Origin of the sequence: Pseudomonas sp. TH21, from assembly GCF_016651025.1 — a bacterium.
GTDB classification, from domain to species: Bacteria; Pseudomonadota; Gammaproteobacteria; order Pseudomonadales; family Pseudomonadaceae; genus Aquipseudomonas; species Aquipseudomonas aylmerensis.
Window position 1 is genome coordinate 2,595,236 of record NZ_JAEKEQ010000001.1, and the last position, 17,178, is coordinate 2,612,413.

Here is a 17,178-nt window from a genome sequence, read left to right on the forward strand (position 1 = left end):
TGTTAGCGCGATGCTTGGGAAAAGGGGACACGCTTGGCGTTAAAGCTCTTGTCGAAGCCTTGCGACACGTCGATGTGCTTGGTCAACAGGCCTTCTTTTTGATAAGTGTCGGCGGTCGCTTGCAGGCCGCTGATCACCGAGTCGTCGATGGTGACCGGGCTCAGGCGGGTGTCCTTGGCCACTTCCACGTGGACTGCCAGCGGCAGGCCGGTGATCTTGGCCTGGGCGGCGGCGTACTCATTGGGGTGGGTGTTGGCCCACGCATAGGCGCGGTCGAGACGCGCGACAAAGTCGTCGAGTTGCGGGCGCTTGTCGGCGATGGCCTGGCTGGTGGCGGCGAGGTACAGGTGGTTGCTCAGCAGGTTGCTGCCACTGATCAGCACGCGGGCCTGGCTTTGCGAGGTGACCACGGTGGTGTACGGGTCCCAGGTGGCCCAGGCGTCGGCGGTGCCGTTATCCAGCACCAGGCGTGATTCGCTGGGCAGCAGGAAAATGAACTGCACATCCTTGGTAGTCAGCCCGGCAGTGGCCAGGGCCTTGATCGCCAGGTAATGACCGATTGAGCCGCGCCCGGTGACGATCTTCTTGCCCTTGAGGTCGGCGACAGTCTTGATCGGCGAGTCCTTGGGCACCAGCAGCGCGGTGGTATTGCGCCCTTCGGCGTGGATGATGCTGACCACCTTGAGCGAGGCACCGGCACCCAGTGCGAACACGTAGGGCGCATCACCGAGGGCGCCGATGTCCACGGCGCCGGCATTCAAGGCTTCGCCCAGGGGCGAGGCGGAGGGGAATTCCGACCACTGGATTTCATACGGGACGTTCTTGGTTTCGCCAGAGACTTCCAGTAGAGCCTTGATGGTGGATTTCTGGTTGGCCACCCGCAGTGGCTGCAGGTCGGCGGCGTGGGCGCCGCCGCTCAGGCCGAGGGCAAGGGCGGCGCCCAGGAGCAAGCGTTTGAAGGGGTGGTAAAGACCATGGGATGCAGGCTCCAGGCAGATCAAGAAGGGGTTCGGTTACCTCCGCCTGGAGAAGGGGTCGGTGAATGGGGTTAACGTTATGCCCATAAAAACTCGCTGTGAAGTTCTTTTTGGTTATATGTTAATTATTAAAATATTTGATTATGTGTAAGTTGATTATTCTCTAATTGCATTTGGTGGCGCGCTGCGGGCCAGGGCGAAGATGCCATCCATGCGCCAATGCTCGTTGCGGTGGGCAGGGTCATCGGCCCATTCGTCCCAGCCCGAGTCGCGGCGGTATTGGCCGAGCAGCCCGGCTTCGCGGACTGCCACGGGATCGGGGTGGCGCAGCTGCTCGCAGTCGGGGTCGACGTACAGCGCATCGCTGCTGCAATACAGTTCGCACATGAAGCAGGTCTGGCAGGCCAACTGGTCGGCGATCACGGGTTTGCCCAGGGCATCGGCGGCAAACACGTTGGTGGGGCAGACGGCGACACATTGGCCACAGCCGTTGCACAGGTCGGAGTAGATCAGTTCAATCATTGTGGGTGGCCTTGATGGATGGGGTCGAAACGCGCCTGCACCTGGCCCACTCCAGCCAACCGCAAATGCGCGTCAAACTGCGAATGCTGCCGCGGTGTGTCGCTGCGCTGGTGCATGCCGCGGCTTTCCTTGCGTAACGCGGCGGCGGTGTAGCACCAACGCGCGGTGGCGGCCATGGCCACGGTTTCGCGGGCGCGCAATGGGTTGTTGGGGCAGGGTGGGCTGTCGCTGATCTGGTCCCAGATGTTGTCCAGTTCACCCAGAGAGCGCGCCAGTTGGGCGCCGCTGCGGAACAGGTTCTTGTCCAACGGATGGACTTCGGCCTGGATGCGCTGGATCAGTTCGGCACTGCCGCCCACCGCGCCGTCAAAGCCACGCAGCGCGCCGTGATACAGCGCTTTTTCGCGGGCCAGCCGCGCGGCGCCGCGACCGGCCCATTGCCCGGTGGAGAGCGCCCAGGCCGAATTCTGCGCGCCGCCGCCGGAGGTGGCGCCGGCAATCGGCTCGCGACTGGCGGCATCCCCGGCAGCGAAGACGCCGGGCACGGTGGTCTGGCAATCGTCATCGACCAGGCGTAAACCGCCGACGCCGCGAATGGTGCCTTCGGGATGCAGGGTCACGGCGAATCGCTGGCGATAAGGGTCGACCCCGCGCCGGTCGAACGGCAGCATCAGGTTCGGCTGGATACTCGGCAGTTGTGCGCGGATATCCGGTGGCACGCGGTTCAGGCGGCAATACACCGGACCGTTGAGCAGCGCCCTGGCCAGGTCTTCGGTGAAGCCAGGACCGGTGGCAATCCCCAGCGGCCGATCCGCGGCATCGAAATACTCGCCAAAGCTGTACACCATCGAACGGGTCATGCTGCTGCCTGCGGCGGCGATGCAGTAGTAGTTGGAAAACTCCATGCCCGACAGTTCGGCGCCGGCCTCGGCGGCCATCAGGTAACCGTCGCCGGTATTGGTGTGGCTGCCCAGCAGGCGCGACAGGAACGCACAGCCGCCCGTGGCCAGCACCACCGCGCCGGCGCGGATCAGCCAGTCACCGCCGGCCTGGCGGCGCCAGCCGCGTGCGCCGACCACTGCGCCGTGATCGTCACGCAGCAGTTCCAGCGCGGGGTGGTGGTCGAGAATCGTCACGCCACTGTCCAGCACGCGCCGCCTGAGGCCGCGCAGGTATTCGGGGCCGCGCAGCCCGCGATACTGGGTCACGCCATGTGCGTCCTGCGGGAAGTCGTAGTAGCCGCTCAGCCCCGGCAGGCTGGTCCAGGTGGTGTCGATGGCGCGGGCCATCCAGCGTGCATCGGCAAGGCCATAGGCGGTGCCCAGGCGTTTGTCGATCGCCGCTTCACGGGCGTCGGGCGGCACCCACCAGTGACCGGGGCCGGCGGTGGCGGTCACGCCGCTGGTGCCGCAGTAGCCCTTGTCGACGAGGATCACCCTGGCCCCTTCGCGCGCCGCCGCGATGGCGGCCCAGGTGCCCGCCAACCCGCCGCCGATGATCAATACATCGCTATTCAGTTCAGTCATCACCCGCGCCTCAGAAGTTGTACGCCAGGCGCGTGTAGTAATACGCGCCGCCAAAGCCGAAGGGCGAGAACTGCCCATACTCGTACCCGCCGGCCCAGTCCTTGATGCCTTTTTTATCCGGGTAGACGTTGAACAGGTTGTTGGCCCCCAGGGCCACGGTGAAATGCTTGGTGATGTCGTAGGCGGCGTCGACATCGCTGATCCATTTGGCGCTGAACTTGCGATCGTTGATCGGGTTGTTGTCACCCTCGATGTAGCTGCCGAAGCGGGTCAGGGCGAGGTTGAGGGTGTAGGCGCTGACCTTCCAGTTGGCCGCCAGGATCAACTTGGATTGCGGGGTGGCGACGGTCAGGTCCTTTTGCAGGCGGCGGTCGAAGATCTGGTAGTTGGAGCCCAGGCTGGCCAGCGCAGGTGGGGTGTCCTGGAGCTTTTCGATCTTGGTCTGGTTCCAGTTGTAGGCCAGGCTCCAGCGCACCTGGCCGTACTGGTCGAGCTGCTGGCGGTATTCGTTGATGATGTCGATGCCACGGGTGCGGGTGTCGACGGCGTTGGTGTAGTACTGCGCGTACAGGCCCGGCGACAGGCCGTTGGCGACCAGGATCTGTGACACCGCCGGCCCGCCCAGCAGACTGGTGGAAACGATGCGGTCGCGAATGCCGATCTGGTACAGGTCGGTGGTCAGCCGGTAGTTCGCGGTCGGCTCGTAGGTGAAGCCCAGGCTGTAGTTCAGCGACTTCTCGGGCTTGAGTTTTTCCGCGCCCAGGGCCTGGGCCTCGGGGGTGTCCACCGGCAGCACCTTGACCGGTACCGAGACCTGCTGGCCGTTGACCACGCCGCCGGAGGTGAAGGTCGACGAGGCGTAGATCGTCTGTGCCAGCGACGGCGCCCGGAACCCGTTGTTGATCGTGCCGCGCAGGGCAAACTCGGGCGTGAGCTTGAAGCGCGTCGACAGCTTGCCGCTCCACGTGCTGCCGATGTCCTGTGTGTAGCGCTCGTAGCGGGCGGCGGCGCCGATGTACCAGCGGTCCGTCACGTCCAGGCCCAGGTCGACATAGCTGGCGACGTTGCTGCGACTGATCTCGTCGGCATCCGCGGTGCTGGTGCCGTTATACGACGCCAGGCCCGGCAACGGTGTTTGGCCGGCGAAGGGACCACTGGGCAGCACGTAGTTGCCGGGCGTATAGGACGCGTAGTCGCCGGCCTCGATCTGGTATTTCTCCCAGCGGTACTCGAAGCCGAATGCGGTTTGCAGCGGGTGGCTCAGGCCGATATCGAAGGTGCGGCTGAGGTCGAGGTTGTTGGTCCACTGGTCGAAGATCTGCGAGGCCAGGTTGAACGAGGTCGGGCTGGTCGGCCCCAGGGATGGGTTGAGGGTGTTGTTGGCGTTGAGGGTCGAATCGTCTTCACCCCAGGTGGAACTGATGTAGTAGTCCCAACCACCGACCAGGCCCTTGAAGCCGCCCGCCACCTGGAAGTCCTTGGTGCGGTTGCGCCGTTGCGCGTGGATGCCATCGGGGTAGGGCGTGTTCGGGTCGCCGGCCAGGGAGGTGATCTCATTGGGGCGGTAGTTGCCGGTGACCTTGGTGGTTTCCATGTAGCTGGCGGTGGAGAACGAGTAGAACTTGAGGTCGTCCTGCAGCGGCAGTTCAAGGTTGTAGCTGGCGTTGGTGACCTTCTCGCGACCCAGGCCGTAGCTGGGGTTCCAGCCGTGGCGGTTGACCGTCTGGTCGCGGCTGTCGGGGGCGGCGGCGGTGCCGTAGAGGCGGCCGGTGGCACTGCCGGTGCGGTTGAAGGGTTCCTGTTCCTTGCTGTCCAGTGCCAGGTTGGCGAAGCCGTCGTTGGGCAGCGCCAGGCCGTAGTTGACGGTCTGGTGCACGGTGTCGCCGTCGCCCGCGCCGTAGCGGCCGAAGGAAGTTTCGGCGCTGCCGCCGCTGTCGTTTTCCTTGAGGATGATATTGATCACCCCGGCGATTGCGTCCGAGCCGTACTGTGCGGAAGCGCCGTCGCGCAGCACTTCGATATGGTCGATGGCCGACACCGGGATCAGGTCGAGGTTGACCGGTACCGCCGCCGTGCCGATGCGCGCCAGGTTGTTGATCAGCGCGGTGTTGTGGCGGCGCTTGCCGTTGACCAGGACCAGCACCTGGTCGCCGGACAGCCCGCGCATGGTCACTCCGCGCACCGACCACGAGGTCCCGCCACCATTGATCGCCGGCAGGTTGAACGACGGCAGCAGGCGCGCCAGGAGTTCCTTGAGGCCGACCTTGCCACTGGCCTGCAGCTGTTCGGCACTGATCACGTCGATGGGCGAGGGGCTGTCGGCGATGGTCCGCGCCTGATTGCCACGGTTGCCGGTGACCACCACGGTACCGAGGGTTTTGTCCGGGTCTTCGGCTTGGGCCGGGACATTCATGGCGAGCAGGGTCAGCGCGACTGCGCCGTATTGAAAGCGGGATGGAGGCATGGGGGCTGATTCCAGGAGAGCAAAGAACACCGCAGATCCCGTCTGGGCGCGGGCTGGCTCGCGAAGGTGGTGTCAGCTACCCATGAGCTGGCTGAACCGCCGCCTTCGCGAGCAAGCCCGCTGCCACAGTGAATCTGTGTGGGACTTTTAAAGGGTGATCAGGCCGCGTCAGCGGCTCTGACCCGATGCGGAATGTCGTCATAGGCAATCAGCACCCGCTCCATGCGACGCGGGTAGTCGCCGTAGTTGTAGACCGGGTAGTGCAGGGTCGAGCGGTTGTCCCAGAACGCCACCGAGCCTGGACGCCACTTGAAGCGCACCTGGTGCTCCGGCTTGTTGAATTCCTGCAGCAGGCGGTCGATCAGTTGCTTGCTTTGCTGGGGCGTCCAGCCGATCACCGAAGGGTTCTGCGAGAAGTTGATGAACAGCCCGTCTTCGCCGGTTTCCGGGTGGGTGCGCACCAGCGGGTGGGCGAGGATCGGGTAGTCGTAGCCGACCTTGTCGAGGGCTTTCTTGAAGTCGTGGACCACATGCAGGTTGTCGATTTCGGCGCGCAGGTCATCCGGCAAGGCGCGGTACACCGCCCCGGTGTCGGCCCACAGGGTGTCGCCGCCGACTTCCGGCAAGTCCACCGCGCGCAGCACGGCGCCGAGCGTGGGTTGCAGCAACCAGCTGGTGTCGGTGTGCCAACGGCCGCTGGTGCGCGGGCCGTAGAGCTTGCGCTCGTCCTGGGCTTCGATCAGGTGGGCCTGGGGGCGCGACGGGTCGTTTTGCTGGGTAGTGGGGTGCACGTACAGCTCGCCGAATTCCTTGGCGAAGGCGATCTGCTGTTCGGTGTTAATCGCCTGGTCGCGGAAGAACAGCACCTTGTGCGTGAGCAGCAGGTGGCGCAGTTCATCGCGCAGCGCCGAGGTCAGCGGCTGGCGCAGGTCGATACCGCCGATTTCGGCGCCGAGGGTGGGTTCCAGGCGGGTGATATGCAGGGTCATGCGGGTGTCCTCTCGTGTGTGGGTTCAGCCTCCGCCTGGAGAGGGGTCGGATGTGGGAGCCTGCACCCGGGGTGGGTGCAGGCGGGTCAGGTCAATCAGATCACATAGAAACCGTGGGTGCCGTCGCGGCCCAGTTGCTCGACCAGGCCGAATTCCCAGTCCAGGTAAGCCTGCATGGCTTCCTTGGGGTTGTCGGTGCCTTCGTATGGACGGCGATAGCGGTCGATGCGCGGCGAGGCCAGGTGGGTCTCGCCTTCCTCCAGCGGCAGTTGCGCGTTGATCCAGCCGGCGGTGCCGTCCTGCAGCAGGAACACCTGCTTGCCGGTGATGGCCTCGACCTCGGCCACCGCCAGGCGCGCCAGTTGGCTGCTGCCGCAGGTGAGTACATAGCGCTGGGCGGCCGGCACCTTGGCCAGGGCTTCGGGCAACTGCGCGCGCAGGGCCCACCAGGCACCGGGGATATGGCGCTTCACGTAGTTGGCGCTGGCAGTGAAATCCAGCACCACGGTGTCGCCATGGGCCTGCCAGTCGGCGAGGGTCTGCGGGCTGATCAATTCGGCCTGGGGCGGCGCGGGCACCGGGGCGACCCAGGCGCCTTTTTCGCTGAAGTGCGCCGCTTGCAGGTCATCCAGCACGTGCACTTCCCAGCCCAATTGCGCCAGCCAGGAGGCGGACATGTTGGCCCGCACGCCGTCGTCATCCGCCAGCACCAGGCGCGCACCGCGCACACTGGCGACGTGGTCGGTTTCCTGCACCAACTGGCCGCCGGGGGTGGAGCGGGCGCCCGGCAGGTGGCCGGCTTCGAATTCTTCCGGGGTGCGCACATCGAACAGGTAGGTGGTGCGCGCGGTTTGCTGCTGCCAGGCGTGCAGATCGGCGAGGGTGGCCCGGCCAACGCGAGCTTTGTCGGCGACGCGGCGCGCATCGACGGCGGCGACCTGGCGGTGTTCTTCCGAGGTCGGTGCAAAGCGGCGCGATTGGCCGTGGGCGAGCTTCTGCCCGGCCAATGTCCAGCCGATGGTGCCGTTGCGCAGTGCGGAGACGGGGTTGGCTACGCCGGCGTTGATCAGCGACTGCGTGCCGATAATGCTGCGGGTCCGCCCGGCGCAGTTGACGATGATGCGGGTGGCCGGGTCGGGCGCCAGTTCACGGGCGCGCAGTACCAGTTCGGCACCGGGCACGCTGATGCCGGTGGGGATGCTCATGGTCTGGTATTCGTCGAAGCGGCGGGCGTCGAGCACCACCACATCGGCCTGGTTGTCGAGCAGCGCCTGCACTTCTTCAGCGGCCAGCGAGGGTGTGTGGCGCTCGCTTTCGACCAGCTCGCCGAATGCCTTGCTGGGCACGTTGACGTCGATAAACAACTCGCCACCGGCCTGGCGCCAACCTTCCAGCCCGCCTTCCAGCAGGCTCACCTGGGTGTAGCCCAGCGCAACCAGGCGCTCGGCGGCGCGGGCGGCCAGGCCTTCACCGTTGTCGTAGACGGTGACCTGGGTGTCACGGCGCGGGATGCGCGAGTACACCTCCAGCTCCAGCTTGGACAGCGGGATGTTCGCGGCGAACAGCGGGTGGGACTCGGCAAACGGCGCTTCTTCGCGCACGTCTACGAGGGCGACTTCTTCACGGTCCAACAGGGCCTGGCGAATCCGGGCGAAGCTACGGGTCGATACGGTACTCATAGGGCAGGGCTCTTTTCTTTGGACAAATCCCAGATATTCGGGAGGAAGGCGTTGGAATAACCGGAGATAAACAGTTTCTCGCTGCCGTCGGGCTGGTACACCGCGCGGCGCACGGCGCCGATATTGGCGCCGTACACATGAATGCTGATGGACACCTGGTCGCTGTGGGCATTGCTGACCTGATGGATATCGCCGACCTTGGGCGACACCGCCTCGACCTGGCCCGGCACCAGCTGGATCGGTTTGCCTTCGGCGACCAGGCGACCGTCAGGCGCGCGCTCGAAGCCTTGGGAAAATTCCGCGCCGCGCAACATGCCGATCAGGCCCCACACTCGGTGGTCATGGATCGGCGTGCTTTGCCCCGGCCCCCAGACAAAGCTGACGATGCTGAAGCGCTGGCGCGAATCGGCATGCAGCAAAAATTGCTGGTAGCGCTCGGGGTCGGGTTGGGCAAATTCATCGGGGAGCCAGTCATCATGGCTGACCAGTTGCGCGAGCAGTTTGCCGCCACGGTGCAACAGGTCGCCTTCGCGTGGATTGCCGTCGATCAATTCCGCCAGGGCGCCTATGAAGGCTCTGAGTCTCTCGGGGTGTCGGGCCTGGGTCATGACAATTCCATCGGTGGGTGCTGATGGGTTTATCTAAGCATAATGTTTATAGTTAATATGCTATTTTTTAATGATTAGCTTATAGCTGCAGGTAATTTAGAACCGGTCTGAATAGCGTTAGACGTTATCGATTGCAGCGCGGGCTATCCAGATAGCGTTCCTGCAACTATGCTTCGCACACATCTTAATGACTGTTCTCTATGTGCGGCCCAAATGAAAATTGACGATATCGATGCCTTTGTCGAAGTGATTCGTTGCCAGTCCATCAGCCATGCCGCCGAGTCGTTGCAACTGACCCAGCCGGCCATTACCCGCCGTGTGCAGAACTTCGAGCAGGCGCTGGGTGTGGAGTTGTTCGACCGCAACACCAAGCCCCTCAAGCCTACGGTGATCGGCACCCGCGTCTATGAACAATGCCGGCTGATCCTGCGCGAGATGGATGCCCTGCGCGAGCTGGTCGCCACCGACGCACCGCCCACCGGCCTGCTGCGCCTGGGCGTGCCGCAGACCATCGGCGACGTGGTGCTGCTCGATGCGCTCAAGCACCTGCGCACCGAATACCCCGACCTGCGCGCCCAAGTCGCCACCGGCTGGGGCAGCCAACTGGTGGGCAAGATCGAGCGCGGTGAGCTGGATGCCGCGGCGGCGCTGTTCCCGGCCGGCAAGATTTTCCCGGACAACGTGGTGGGCGAGTCGATCGGCAAGATGGAATTGGTGGTGGTGTGTGCCAAGGCACAACTGCCGAAGAAACCCTGCAAGCTGGCGGACGTGTACCAGAGCGGCTGGATCCTCAACCCGGACGGTTGCGGCTTCCGCGCGGGGTTGCAGCGCACCTTGTCGGACCAGGGCCTGGCGTTGCGGGTCAACCTGGAAACCTTCGGCACCGAGCTGCAACTGGGCCTGGTGGCGGACGGCCTCGGCCTGGGCCTGGTGCCACGCCCTCTGCTGGAGCGCAGCGCGCACCGCGAGCAACTGGCAGTGATGCCGCTCAAGGACTTCAAGCCGGTGATGGACCTGTGGCTGATCTACCCGCACTTCCTCGGCAACCTGCAGGGGCCGGTGGATGCGTTCGGCAAGCTGGTGGCAAATTCCCTGCACAAGATCCGCAACGCCGCCTGACCCGCCCGGTGCAGGAGCCCGGCTGGCCGGCGATGAGACCCTCGAGACCAGGGCATTGCTCAAGGACGCCATCGCCGGCAAGCCGGGCTCCTGCAGGAGGAGATGGTGTCAGTTGGGTTATAAAAAAATATGATAATTAGCTTAGATTAAAATGTGCTTTTTATTATTTTTTTGCATCCCCTAGGCTTGCCTGGAAGTCCTTAAGGCCATCCAGGAAGTTTTGCCATGAGCAGCGTCACCTCGATCTCCAGCGTTTCCAACAATGTTCGCCAGCGCGTCACTCCGGAAGAATGGGAAGTGCGCGTCAAACTGGCCGCCGCTTATCGCCTGGCGGCCCTGTACAAGTGGACCGACCACATCTACACGCACTTCTCCGCCCGCGTACCGGGACCGGAGGAGCATTTCCTGATCAACGCCTTCGGCCTGTTGTTCGATGAAATCAGCGCCTCCAACCTGGTCAAGGTCGACCTCGACGGCACCATCGTCGACGACCCTACCGGCCTGGGCATCAACTACGCCGGCTACGTGATCCACAGCGCCATCCACGGCGCACGCCACGACTTGCAAGCAGTGCTGCACACGCATACCCGCGACGGCATCGCGGTGTCGGCGCAGAAAGACGGCCTGCTGCCGATCTCCCAGCATTCCATCGGTTTCTCCGGGCGCGTGGCTTACCACGGGTACGAAGGCGTGGCGCTGGACCTCGACGAGCGCGAGCGCCTGGTCGCCGACCTGGGTGACAAGAGTGTGATGATCCTGCGCAACCACGGCCTGTTGACCGCCGGGATCAGCGTCGAACACGCCTTCCAGCAACTGCAGGGGCTGGAGCGTGCGTGCAATATCCAGATCGCGGCGCAGGCGGCGGGCAACGCAGAGTTGATCTTCCCGCCGGCCGAGGTGGTGGCCAAAGTCGAGAAGCAGGCTGAGGCATTCAAGGCGGGGGATGGACCGGGGGTGGCGCGGCATTGGAATGCGCTGATCCGGCAGTTGGAACGCACCGATACCGACTACAAGAACTGATCTGCAGATCGGCGCCAGCCCCCTGCAGGGGCTGGCTTGCCTGCGCCTGCAGGGCGTGTGTTTATGCCACTTGTTGTGCTTGCTCGCGCTCGGCGATCAGTTGGCGGGTGAGCGGGATCAACCGCTTGCCGTAATCGATCGCATCGTTGAGCGGGTCGAACCCACGGATCAGGAACGTGGTGATCCCCAAGTCGTAGTAATCCACCAGCGCCTCGGCGACTTGCTCGGCGGTCCCGACCAGGGAGGTCGAGTTCCCCTGGGCCCCGAGCAAGCCCGCAATCCCGGTCCACAGACGCTTGTCCAGGCGCGAGCCCTGTGCTGCCGCTGCCAGCAAGCGGCGCGAGCCTTCATTCGGCGGTTCGCGGCGTACAAAGCCATTCTTCTCGGCCAGCGCGGTAGCCTGCTGCAGGATGGTCTCGGCACGCGCCCATGCCAGTTCCTCGGTCTCGGCCAGGATCGGCCGCAACGACAGGCTGAAGCGGATGGTGCGCCCGTGCTTGGCCGCCTCGGCGCGCACCTGGGTCACGATCTCGCGCACTTGCTCATAGGTTTCGCCCCACAACGCGTACACGTCGGCGTGCTTGCCCGCCACTTCAATCGCGGCCTGGGAGGAGCCGCCGAAGTACAGCGGGATATGCGGCTGTTGCGGCGACTTCACCGTGGAATACGCGCCTTCGACCTGGTAGTAGTTGCCCGTGAAGTCGAACGGTTGCTCGCTGGTCCATTCCTGGCGCACCACGCTCAAGTATTCGTCAGTGCGCGCGTAGCGTTCGTCCTTGCCGATATGGCTGCCATCGGCGCGCAGTTCGCGGTCGTCGCCGCCGGTGATGATATGCACGGCGGTGCGCCCGCCGTTGAATACGTCGAGGGTGGTGAACTGGCGGGCGGCCAGGGTCGGCTGGGCAAAGCCTGGGCGATGCGCGATCAGAAATTGCAGCTTCTTGGTCACGCTGGCGGCATGCGAGGCGATCAGCGTGCTGTCCGGGCTGTTGGAATGGAAGGCCACCAGGGCGCGGTCGAAGCCGGCCTCTTCGTGGGCGCGGGCCACGGTTTCCACGTAGTCCGGTTGCAGGGTCGGGCCGCTGCGCGGGTGGATCTCGGAAGCGTGGTGGCCGCCGATGTAGCCGATGAATTCAATGCTCATGGTCTGTCCTTGTCGAGTTCGCGGGTTGCACCTCCGCCGGGCAGGGGGTCGGTTATTCGCGTCCAAAGTAGGGGCAGGGAAGGGGCCTGTAAAATGCCGATTGGTTCTAACCTAATTATTAAAAAACAGAATCATAAATTATTTGATGTATCAGTAATTTGCATGTTGATCGCATTAGGTTATTCCCAGAAAGACTTTCACCAGGGTTTTTTATGCGCTTAGCATAGACCCGCAACGGCGCTCCCGGCCGTGACGTTTTGAACAGGAAGGCCAATGACCGAGACGATTTCCCTCAATAAAGCCGAGGGCCAGCTGAAAGCGACCCGTGGCTGGCGCACGCCCGACGCGGTGCTGCGGCTGGTCAGCCCGATCGTGCTGTTGCTGCTCTGGGAGCTGGCCTCGCAGCTGGGCTGGATCCCCACGCGCGTGATCGCCGCGCCTTCGCAGATCGGCGGCACGCTGTGGGCGATGATCGTCTCCGGCGAACTCGGCAAGCACCTGCTGGTGTCGCTGCAACGCGCGTTGTTCGGCTTGAGTATCGGCGTCAGCATCGGTGTGGTGGCGGCCTTGATCACCGGCTTGTCCAAGCGCGGCGAGGTGATCCTCGATTCGCCCATGCAGATGCTGCGCACCATTCCTTCGCTGGCCCTGGTACCACTGTTCATCCTGTGGTTCGGCATTGGCGAGTTCACCAAGATCGCGCTGATCGTCACCGGCACCACGTTCCCGGTGTACCTCAACCTGTTCGCCGGTATCCGCAACATCGACCCCAAGTTGATCGAGGCTGCCAACACCCTGGGCCTGAACCGTCGCGAGCTGATCTGGCATGTGATCTTGCCCGGCTCGTTGCCCTCGTTTTTTGTCGGCTTGCGCTATGCCCTGGGCATCTCGTGGCTGGCACTGGTGTTTGTCGAGCAGATCAACACCACCGCCGGCATCGGCTTCCTCGCCAGTGATGCCCGCGATTTCATGCGCACCGATGTGATCGTGATCTGCCTGCTGATCTACAGCGTGCTCGGCCTGTTGATCGACGGCCTGATCCGCACCCTCGAACGTTTCGCCCTGGCCTGGCGCCCATCCTTTGTGAGGAACTGATATGTCGACGATTGAAGCTGCGGTGCAGTTGCGCAATGTGGTGCGCCAATTCGGCCAGCAACGGGTCATCGATGGGCTTGACCTGGACATCGCCCCCGGCGAGTTCGTCGCCTTGCTCGGCGCCAGCGGCTCGGGCAAGACCACCTTGCTGCGCAGCCTGGCCGGGCTCGACAGTATCGACAGCGGCCAATTGCGGGTGCCCAAGGCGCGGGCGGCGGTGTTCCAGGAGCCGCGCCTGATGCCATGGAAGCGCGCCTGGAAAAACGTGATCCTCGGCCTGCGTATTCCCGAAGCCAAGGCGCGGGCGGTGCAAGCCTTGACGGAAGTCGGCCTGGCCCATCGCCTTGAGGCCTACCCGGCGACCCTCTCCGGCGGCGAAGCCCAGCGCGTGGCCCTGGCCCGTGGACTGGTGCGCGAACCCAAGCTGTTGCTGCTGGACGAACCCTTCGCCGCCCTCGACGCACTGACCCGGATCAAGATGCACCGCCTGATCATCGAACTGTGGCGCAGGCACACACCGGCGGTGCTGCTGGTGACCCACGATGTGGACGAAGCGATCCTGCTGGCCGACCGGGTGATCGTGCTGGCCGACGGCAAGATCGCCGAGCAACTGCGCATCGATCTGCCGCGTTCGCGGGACACCGGCCAGGACGGTTTCCAGGCGATCCGGGCGCGCTTGCTGAACCTGCTCGGCGTGGAAGTCGATGCACCGGCGGCGCGTCCGCCGGCGATCAACCTGCGGCGCGTGGCGCATGGGTAAAGGCTGACCGAGCCTAACGTTGTAATTTCGCCTGGCCTGAGGTCTGATGGGCGCCGAAACGGGCACGTCAACGGTTGGGCAATGATGCGAGCAGAACTAGCGCAGTTTGGCGGGATTACCGTGATGATTCCGGCTGCCCTCATCATTGCTGTGTGGCTACGGTATTCCAGCCCGTGGGCACTGCGGGGCTGGATCGTGACGGTGGGTGTCACGTATTCGATCGTGGCGTTCAGCAAGTTGCTGTTCAAAGGCTGGGGCTTGTCTTTTCAACACGTGGACATTGCCGTACTCAGTGGCCACGCCATGAACACCTGCCTGATGCTGACCGTGGGCTCAAGCCTGCTGGCGCGTCAGTTCAGCGCGGCCCTGCGCTGGCCGGCGGCGCTGGTGGGCCTGCTACTGGGGCTCTGGTTCAGTGCCTACTACGTTGCCCCCTTTATCCATCCGCTCAATGAAGCCCTGGCCGGTGCGGTGCTGGGTGGCGTCGCGGCGATTGCCTTTCTGTGGCGGATTGAACCCACCGAGGTCAAGGTGTCCCCGGCGTTCATCGGTGCCGGCCTGGCGGTGTTGCTGGTCTGCGCCCTGATGCCTAAATACAACGCCGAACTGTTGCTCAACCGGGTTGCGGTGACGCTGTCAGGGGCCGAGCGTGCTTATCAGGAGCCTGCCTGGCGCCTTCCGCTATTGAAGTGAGTCGGCGGGGTTGAGACGGGTTCCCACAGCTCCTGGAAGATGCGCCGATGAGAACGCACTCAGGCGGGTCACCGTCTTAGCTGTATTTCGCCCTCGATGCACCCCACCAGAAACTCCATCACCACCTTCACCAGCGGCGAGCGGCGCATATCGGGGTACACCGTCAGCCAGATATCGCGCTGCGGACCCTCGGTCGCCGTCGGCAGCTTGACCAATTGCGGGTCGTGATCGCCCACCAGCGTCGGCAGCACCACCACACCCACTGCGGCCCTGGCCGCCATTTGCTGGGTGATCAGCTCGCTGGCGGCAAAGGCAATCTCGCGCGGGCCGCGCAGTTGGTGCATCCATGCCTGTTGGGGCAGGTGGTCGCGGCTGCTGTCGTAGGCGATGAAGGTCCACTGTTCGGTGGGCAGTTGCTGGAGCACCGGCGGACCGTACAGCCCGAAGCGCACCACGCCGACCTTCCTGCGCACCAGCGCGTCTTCATCGGGACGCAGCGTGCGCAGGGCGATATCTGCTTCGCCCTTGTCCAGCGCGGCCAAGTGGGTGGAGGGCATCAGCACCAGGTTCAGTTGCGGATACTCGGCACGCAAGCGCGCCACATGCGGGGCGATGCAGTAATTGGCAATGGACGGCGGGCAGCTGACCCGCACCGTGCCAGCCATTTCGATGGACGCCACCCGCGACAGGCGCAGCACCTGGGTCGCCATCTCGTCCATGCCGGCGGCCAGTTCGGCCAGCGCCAGGCCCTGGGCGGTGAGAGGGCGGCTGCGCGGCAAGCGGTCGACCAGTTTCACGCCCAGGGCTTTTTCCAGGGCGTCGACCCGGCGGCCCACCGTGGCGTGCTCCACCTGCAACTCGCGGGCAGCGGCCGACAGCGACTGGCTGCGGGCCAATACGGTGAAGTAATACAGATCCTGCCAATCGAACATCGGGTTATTTCCGCACAGAGGCTGGGATGGTTTGGGGAATATTCCAACGGATTGCGTCCTTTTACCATGGCCGCTTCCCCGTGCACTGGAGTTATTCCTGGATGAAAGCCATCACCTTGCAAACCTACGGCGGCCCGGATGTCGCGCAACTGCAGCTGGATGCGGCCAAGCCGCTGATACGCGCGGGCCACGTGTTGATCAAGGTGGCCTGCGCCGGGATCAATTTCATGGACATTCACACGCGCCAGGGCAAGTACGCCCAATCAGTCACGTACCCGGTGCGCCTGCCCTGTACCTTGGGCATGGAAGGCGCCGGTGTCGTGGTGGAGGTCGGCGCGGACGTGCATCACTTGGCCGTGGGCGACCGCGTGGCCTGGTGCATCGCCTGGGGCGCGTATGCCGAATACGCGCTGGTGCCGGTCGACAAGGTTGCGCAGATACCCAGCGCGATCACCTTCGATCAGGCTGCTGCGGCGATGTTCCAGGGGTGCACGGCCCACTACTTGATTGAGGATGTGGCCCGTTTGCAGGCGGGCGACACCTGCCTGGTACACGCCGCGTCGGGCAGCATCGGCCAGTTGCTGGTGCAGATGGCCCGGCACGTGGGGGCGACCGTGTTCACCACGGGCAGCACCGCACAAAAATGCGCGATTGCCCTGCAGCGCGGCGCCCACCAGGCCTGGACCTATGATGATGGCGGCTTTGTCGAGCGTGTCCTGGCAGTCACCGACGGGCAGGGGGTGGACGTGGTGTTCGATTCCCTGGGCAAAAGTACCCTGCGTGACAGCTTCCGCGCCTGCCGCACACGCGGACTGATCGTCAATTACGGCAATGTCTCGGGCTCGCTGACCGACCTCGATCCGATTGAGCTGGGCGAGGCCGGCTCGCTGTTCCTGACCCGTCCACGGCTGGCCGACCATATGGCCGACGGGGCGACGGTGCAGCGCCGCGCCAATGCGGTGTTCGCGGCAATGCTCGAAGGGTCGTTGAGCGTGGAGATCGAAGGCTACTACCGCCTGGAAACCGTGCAGCAGGTGCATGCGCGTATCGAGGCTCGGCAACAGATCGGCAAGGCGGTGCTGTGGGTGGACCGCGACTTGGATTAATGACAGGCGAAAAAAAACCGGCTGATCAGGCCGGTTTGGGGTTCCCGCCAACAGCGCGGGATTATGCGTTGTTGCCTTGCAGACGATCCGCACCGCCTTCAGCCAGGCCACGTTCCTGCAGGCGGTCCGCACCGCCTTCAGCCAGGCCGCGTTCCTGCAGGCGATCCGCACCGCCTTCAGCCAGGCCACGTTCCTGCAGGCGATCCGCACCGCCTTCAGCCAGGCCACGTTCCTGCAGGCGATCCGCACCACCTTCAGCCAGGCCGCGTTCCTGCAGGCGATCCGCGCCGCCTTCCGCCAGGCCGCGTTCCTGCAGGCGATCAGCGCCACCTTCAGCGAAACGGTTGCCTTGCAGGCGGTCCGAACCACCCTCTGCAACACGGCTTTCGATCAGGCGATCCGCACCGCCTTCAGCGACGACAGGGTGAGCAAATGCGTTTGCAGCAAGTACCGAGAAAGCGAGGCTAAGCAAGATTTGGCGTTTCATGTGAGTGTGCTCCGAGTGTTTTAGTTGGGTTGTTGCCGGTATGGGTTTGATGTTACG

General features: G+C 64.2%; 15 protein-coding genes and 1 pseudogene. 6 read left to right on the plus strand and 10 right to left on the minus strand.

The annotated features are described in order from the left end of the window. Positions 1-2: 2 nt before the first annotated feature. The 7 genes from JFU04_RS11440 to JFU04_RS11470 all read right to left on the minus strand — a co-directional run bounded on the left by JFU04_RS11440 (position 3) and on the right by JFU04_RS11470 (position 8,765). A complete protein-coding gene (locus JFU04_RS11440; protein WP_446739695.1) occupies positions 3-992 on the minus strand; it encodes an ABC transporter substrate-binding protein in 990 nt (329 codons plus the stop codon). A gap of 141 nt (positions 993-1,133) precedes the next feature. Beyond that, the gene (locus JFU04_RS11445; protein WP_201144110.1) at positions 1,134-1,499 is read right to left on the minus strand and encodes a 4Fe-4S dicluster domain-containing protein; all 366 of its coding nucleotides are present in this window, start codon (positions 1,497-1,499) and stop codon (positions 1,134-1,136) included. Further along, positions 1,496-3,025: an FAD-dependent oxidoreductase gene (locus JFU04_RS11450; RefSeq protein ID WP_201144111.1), complete on the minus strand. Its 1,530-nt coding sequence runs from the start codon at positions 3,023-3,025 to the stop codon at positions 1,496-1,498. Before JFU04_RS11450 ends, JFU04_RS11445 begins: the two co-directional genes overlap by 4 nt. A 10-nt stretch (positions 3,026-3,035) precedes the next feature. Further along, the gene (locus JFU04_RS11455; RefSeq protein ID WP_201144112.1) at positions 3,036-5,489 is read right to left on the minus strand and encodes a TonB-dependent receptor plug domain-containing protein; all 2,454 of its coding nucleotides are present in this window, start codon (positions 5,487-5,489) and stop codon (positions 3,036-3,038) included. 158 nt (positions 5,490-5,647) lie between these two features. Further along, complete coding sequence (locus JFU04_RS11460; protein ID WP_065906160.1) at positions 5,648-6,478, minus strand: TauD/TfdA dioxygenase family protein; 831 nt, start codon at positions 6,476-6,478, stop codon at positions 5,648-5,650. 95 nt (positions 6,479-6,573) lie between these two features. Beyond that, on the minus strand, positions 6,574-8,157 hold the full coding sequence (locus JFU04_RS11465) for a rhodanese-related sulfurtransferase (protein WP_201144113.1): 1,584 nt from the start codon (positions 8,155-8,157) through the stop codon (positions 6,574-6,576). After that, positions 8,154-8,765: a cysteine dioxygenase family protein gene (locus tag JFU04_RS11470; protein WP_065906162.1), complete on the minus strand. Its 612-nt coding sequence runs from the start codon at positions 8,763-8,765 to the stop codon at positions 8,154-8,156. Before JFU04_RS11470 ends, JFU04_RS11465 begins: the two co-directional genes overlap by 4 nt. Positions 8,766-8,978: 213 nt before the next feature. On the opposite strand from JFU04_RS11470, the gene JFU04_RS11475 reads away from it, so the two are divergent. Together JFU04_RS11475 and JFU04_RS11480 are read left to right on the plus strand one after the other, a co-directional pair. Then, positions 8,979-9,884: a LysR family transcriptional regulator gene (locus JFU04_RS11475; RefSeq protein ID WP_201144114.1), complete on the plus strand. Its 906-nt coding sequence runs from the start codon at positions 8,979-8,981 to the stop codon at positions 9,882-9,884. Between the two features lie 225 nt (positions 9,885-10,109). Next, positions 10,110-10,904, plus strand: coding sequence for a class II aldolase/adducin family protein (locus JFU04_RS11480; RefSeq protein WP_065906167.1), 795 nt, complete (start codon positions 10,110-10,112; stop codon positions 10,902-10,904). Between the two features lie 61 nt (positions 10,905-10,965). Here the strand turns inward: JFU04_RS11480 and JFU04_RS11485 are convergent, their stop codons facing one another. Further along, on the minus strand, positions 10,966-12,048 hold the full coding sequence (locus tag JFU04_RS11485; RefSeq protein WP_201144115.1) for an LLM class flavin-dependent oxidoreductase: 1,083 nt from the start codon (positions 12,046-12,048) through the stop codon (positions 10,966-10,968). 330 nt (positions 12,049-12,378) lie between these two features. On the opposite strand from JFU04_RS11485, the pseudogene JFU04_RS11490 reads away from it, so the two are divergent. The 3 genes and pseudogenes from JFU04_RS11490 to JFU04_RS11500 form a co-directional block, all read left to right on the plus strand. Continuing rightward, positions 12,379-13,143 (plus strand): annotated as a pseudogene (locus JFU04_RS11490) (ABC transporter permease); the annotation flags it as partial. Position 13,144: 1 nt separating this feature from the next. Further along, entirely contained in the window at positions 13,145-13,903 is a 759-nt protein-coding gene (locus JFU04_RS11495) for an ABC transporter ATP-binding protein (protein ID WP_201144116.1), read from the plus strand. An 84-nt stretch (positions 13,904-13,987) separates the two neighbouring features. Further along, on the plus strand, positions 13,988-14,596 hold the full coding sequence (locus tag JFU04_RS11500; protein WP_446739684.1) for a hypothetical protein: 609 nt from the start codon (positions 13,988-13,990) through the stop codon (positions 14,594-14,596). Between the two features lie 68 nt (positions 14,597-14,664). Here the strand turns inward: JFU04_RS11500 and JFU04_RS11505 are convergent, their stop codons facing one another. After that, positions 14,665-15,528 (minus strand): LysR family transcriptional regulator, encoded by an 864-nt coding sequence (locus tag JFU04_RS11505; RefSeq protein ID WP_106804251.1) that lies wholly within the window; start codon positions 15,526-15,528, stop codon positions 14,665-14,667. 101 nt (positions 15,529-15,629) lie between these two features. Between JFU04_RS11505 and JFU04_RS11510 the strand changes: the two genes are divergently transcribed. Beyond that, complete coding sequence (locus tag JFU04_RS11510; RefSeq protein WP_201144118.1) at positions 15,630-16,634, plus strand: quinone oxidoreductase family protein; 1,005 nt, start codon at positions 15,630-15,632, stop codon at positions 16,632-16,634. A 61-nt stretch (positions 16,635-16,695) separates the two neighbouring features. On the opposite strand, the gene JFU04_RS11515 is transcribed toward JFU04_RS11510, so the two are convergent. Beyond that, positions 16,696-17,121, minus strand: coding sequence for a hypothetical protein (locus JFU04_RS11515; RefSeq protein ID WP_201144119.1), 426 nt, complete (start codon positions 17,119-17,121; stop codon positions 16,696-16,698). Between the last annotated feature and the right edge of the window lie 57 nt (positions 17,122-17,178).

What these genes read in the sequence shown, in the direction of transcription:
- JFU04_RS11445 (WP_201144110.1), bottom strand. Translation starts at nt 1,499, where the DNA reads ATGATTGAACTGATCTACTCCGACCTGTGCAACGGCTGTGGCCAATGT.
- JFU04_RS11450 (WP_201144111.1), bottom strand. Translation starts at nt 3,025, where the DNA reads ATGACTGAACTGAATAGCGATGTATTGATCATCGGCGGCGGGTTGGCG.
- JFU04_RS11455 (WP_201144112.1), bottom strand. Translation starts at nt 5,489, where the DNA reads ATGCCTCCATCCCGCTTTCAATACGGCGCAGTCGCGCTGACCCTGCTC.
- JFU04_RS11460 (WP_065906160.1), bottom strand. Translation starts at nt 6,478, where the DNA reads ATGACCCTGCATATCACCCGCCTGGAACCCACCCTCGGCGCCGAAATC.
- JFU04_RS11465 (WP_201144113.1), bottom strand. Translation starts at nt 8,157, where the DNA reads ATGAGTACCGTATCGACCCGTAGCTTCGCCCGGATTCGCCAGGCCCTG.
- JFU04_RS11470 (WP_065906162.1), bottom strand. Translation starts at nt 8,765, where the DNA reads ATGACCCAGGCCCGACACCCCGAGAGACTCAGAGCCTTCATAGGCGCC.
- JFU04_RS11475 (WP_201144114.1), top strand. Translation starts at nt 8,979, where the DNA reads ATGAAAATTGACGATATCGATGCCTTTGTCGAAGTGATTCGTTGCCAG.
- JFU04_RS11480 (WP_065906167.1), top strand. Translation starts at nt 10,110, where the DNA reads ATGAGCAGCGTCACCTCGATCTCCAGCGTTTCCAACAATGTTCGCCAG.
- JFU04_RS11485 (WP_201144115.1), bottom strand. Translation starts at nt 12,048, where the DNA reads ATGAGCATTGAATTCATCGGCTACATCGGCGGCCACCACGCTTCCGAG.
- JFU04_RS11495 (WP_201144116.1), top strand. Translation starts at nt 13,145, where the DNA reads ATGTCGACGATTGAAGCTGCGGTGCAGTTGCGCAATGTGGTGCGCCAA.
- JFU04_RS11500 (WP_446739684.1), top strand. Translation starts at nt 13,988, where the DNA reads ATGCGAGCAGAACTAGCGCAGTTTGGCGGGATTACCGTGATGATTCCG.
- JFU04_RS11505 (WP_106804251.1), bottom strand. Translation starts at nt 15,528, where the DNA reads ATGTTCGATTGGCAGGATCTGTATTACTTCACCGTATTGGCCCGCAGC.
- JFU04_RS11510 (WP_201144118.1), top strand. Translation starts at nt 15,630, where the DNA reads ATGAAAGCCATCACCTTGCAAACCTACGGCGGCCCGGATGTCGCGCAA.
- JFU04_RS11515 (WP_201144119.1), bottom strand. Translation starts at nt 17,121, where the DNA reads ATGAAACGCCAAATCTTGCTTAGCCTCGCTTTCTCGGTACTTGCTGCA.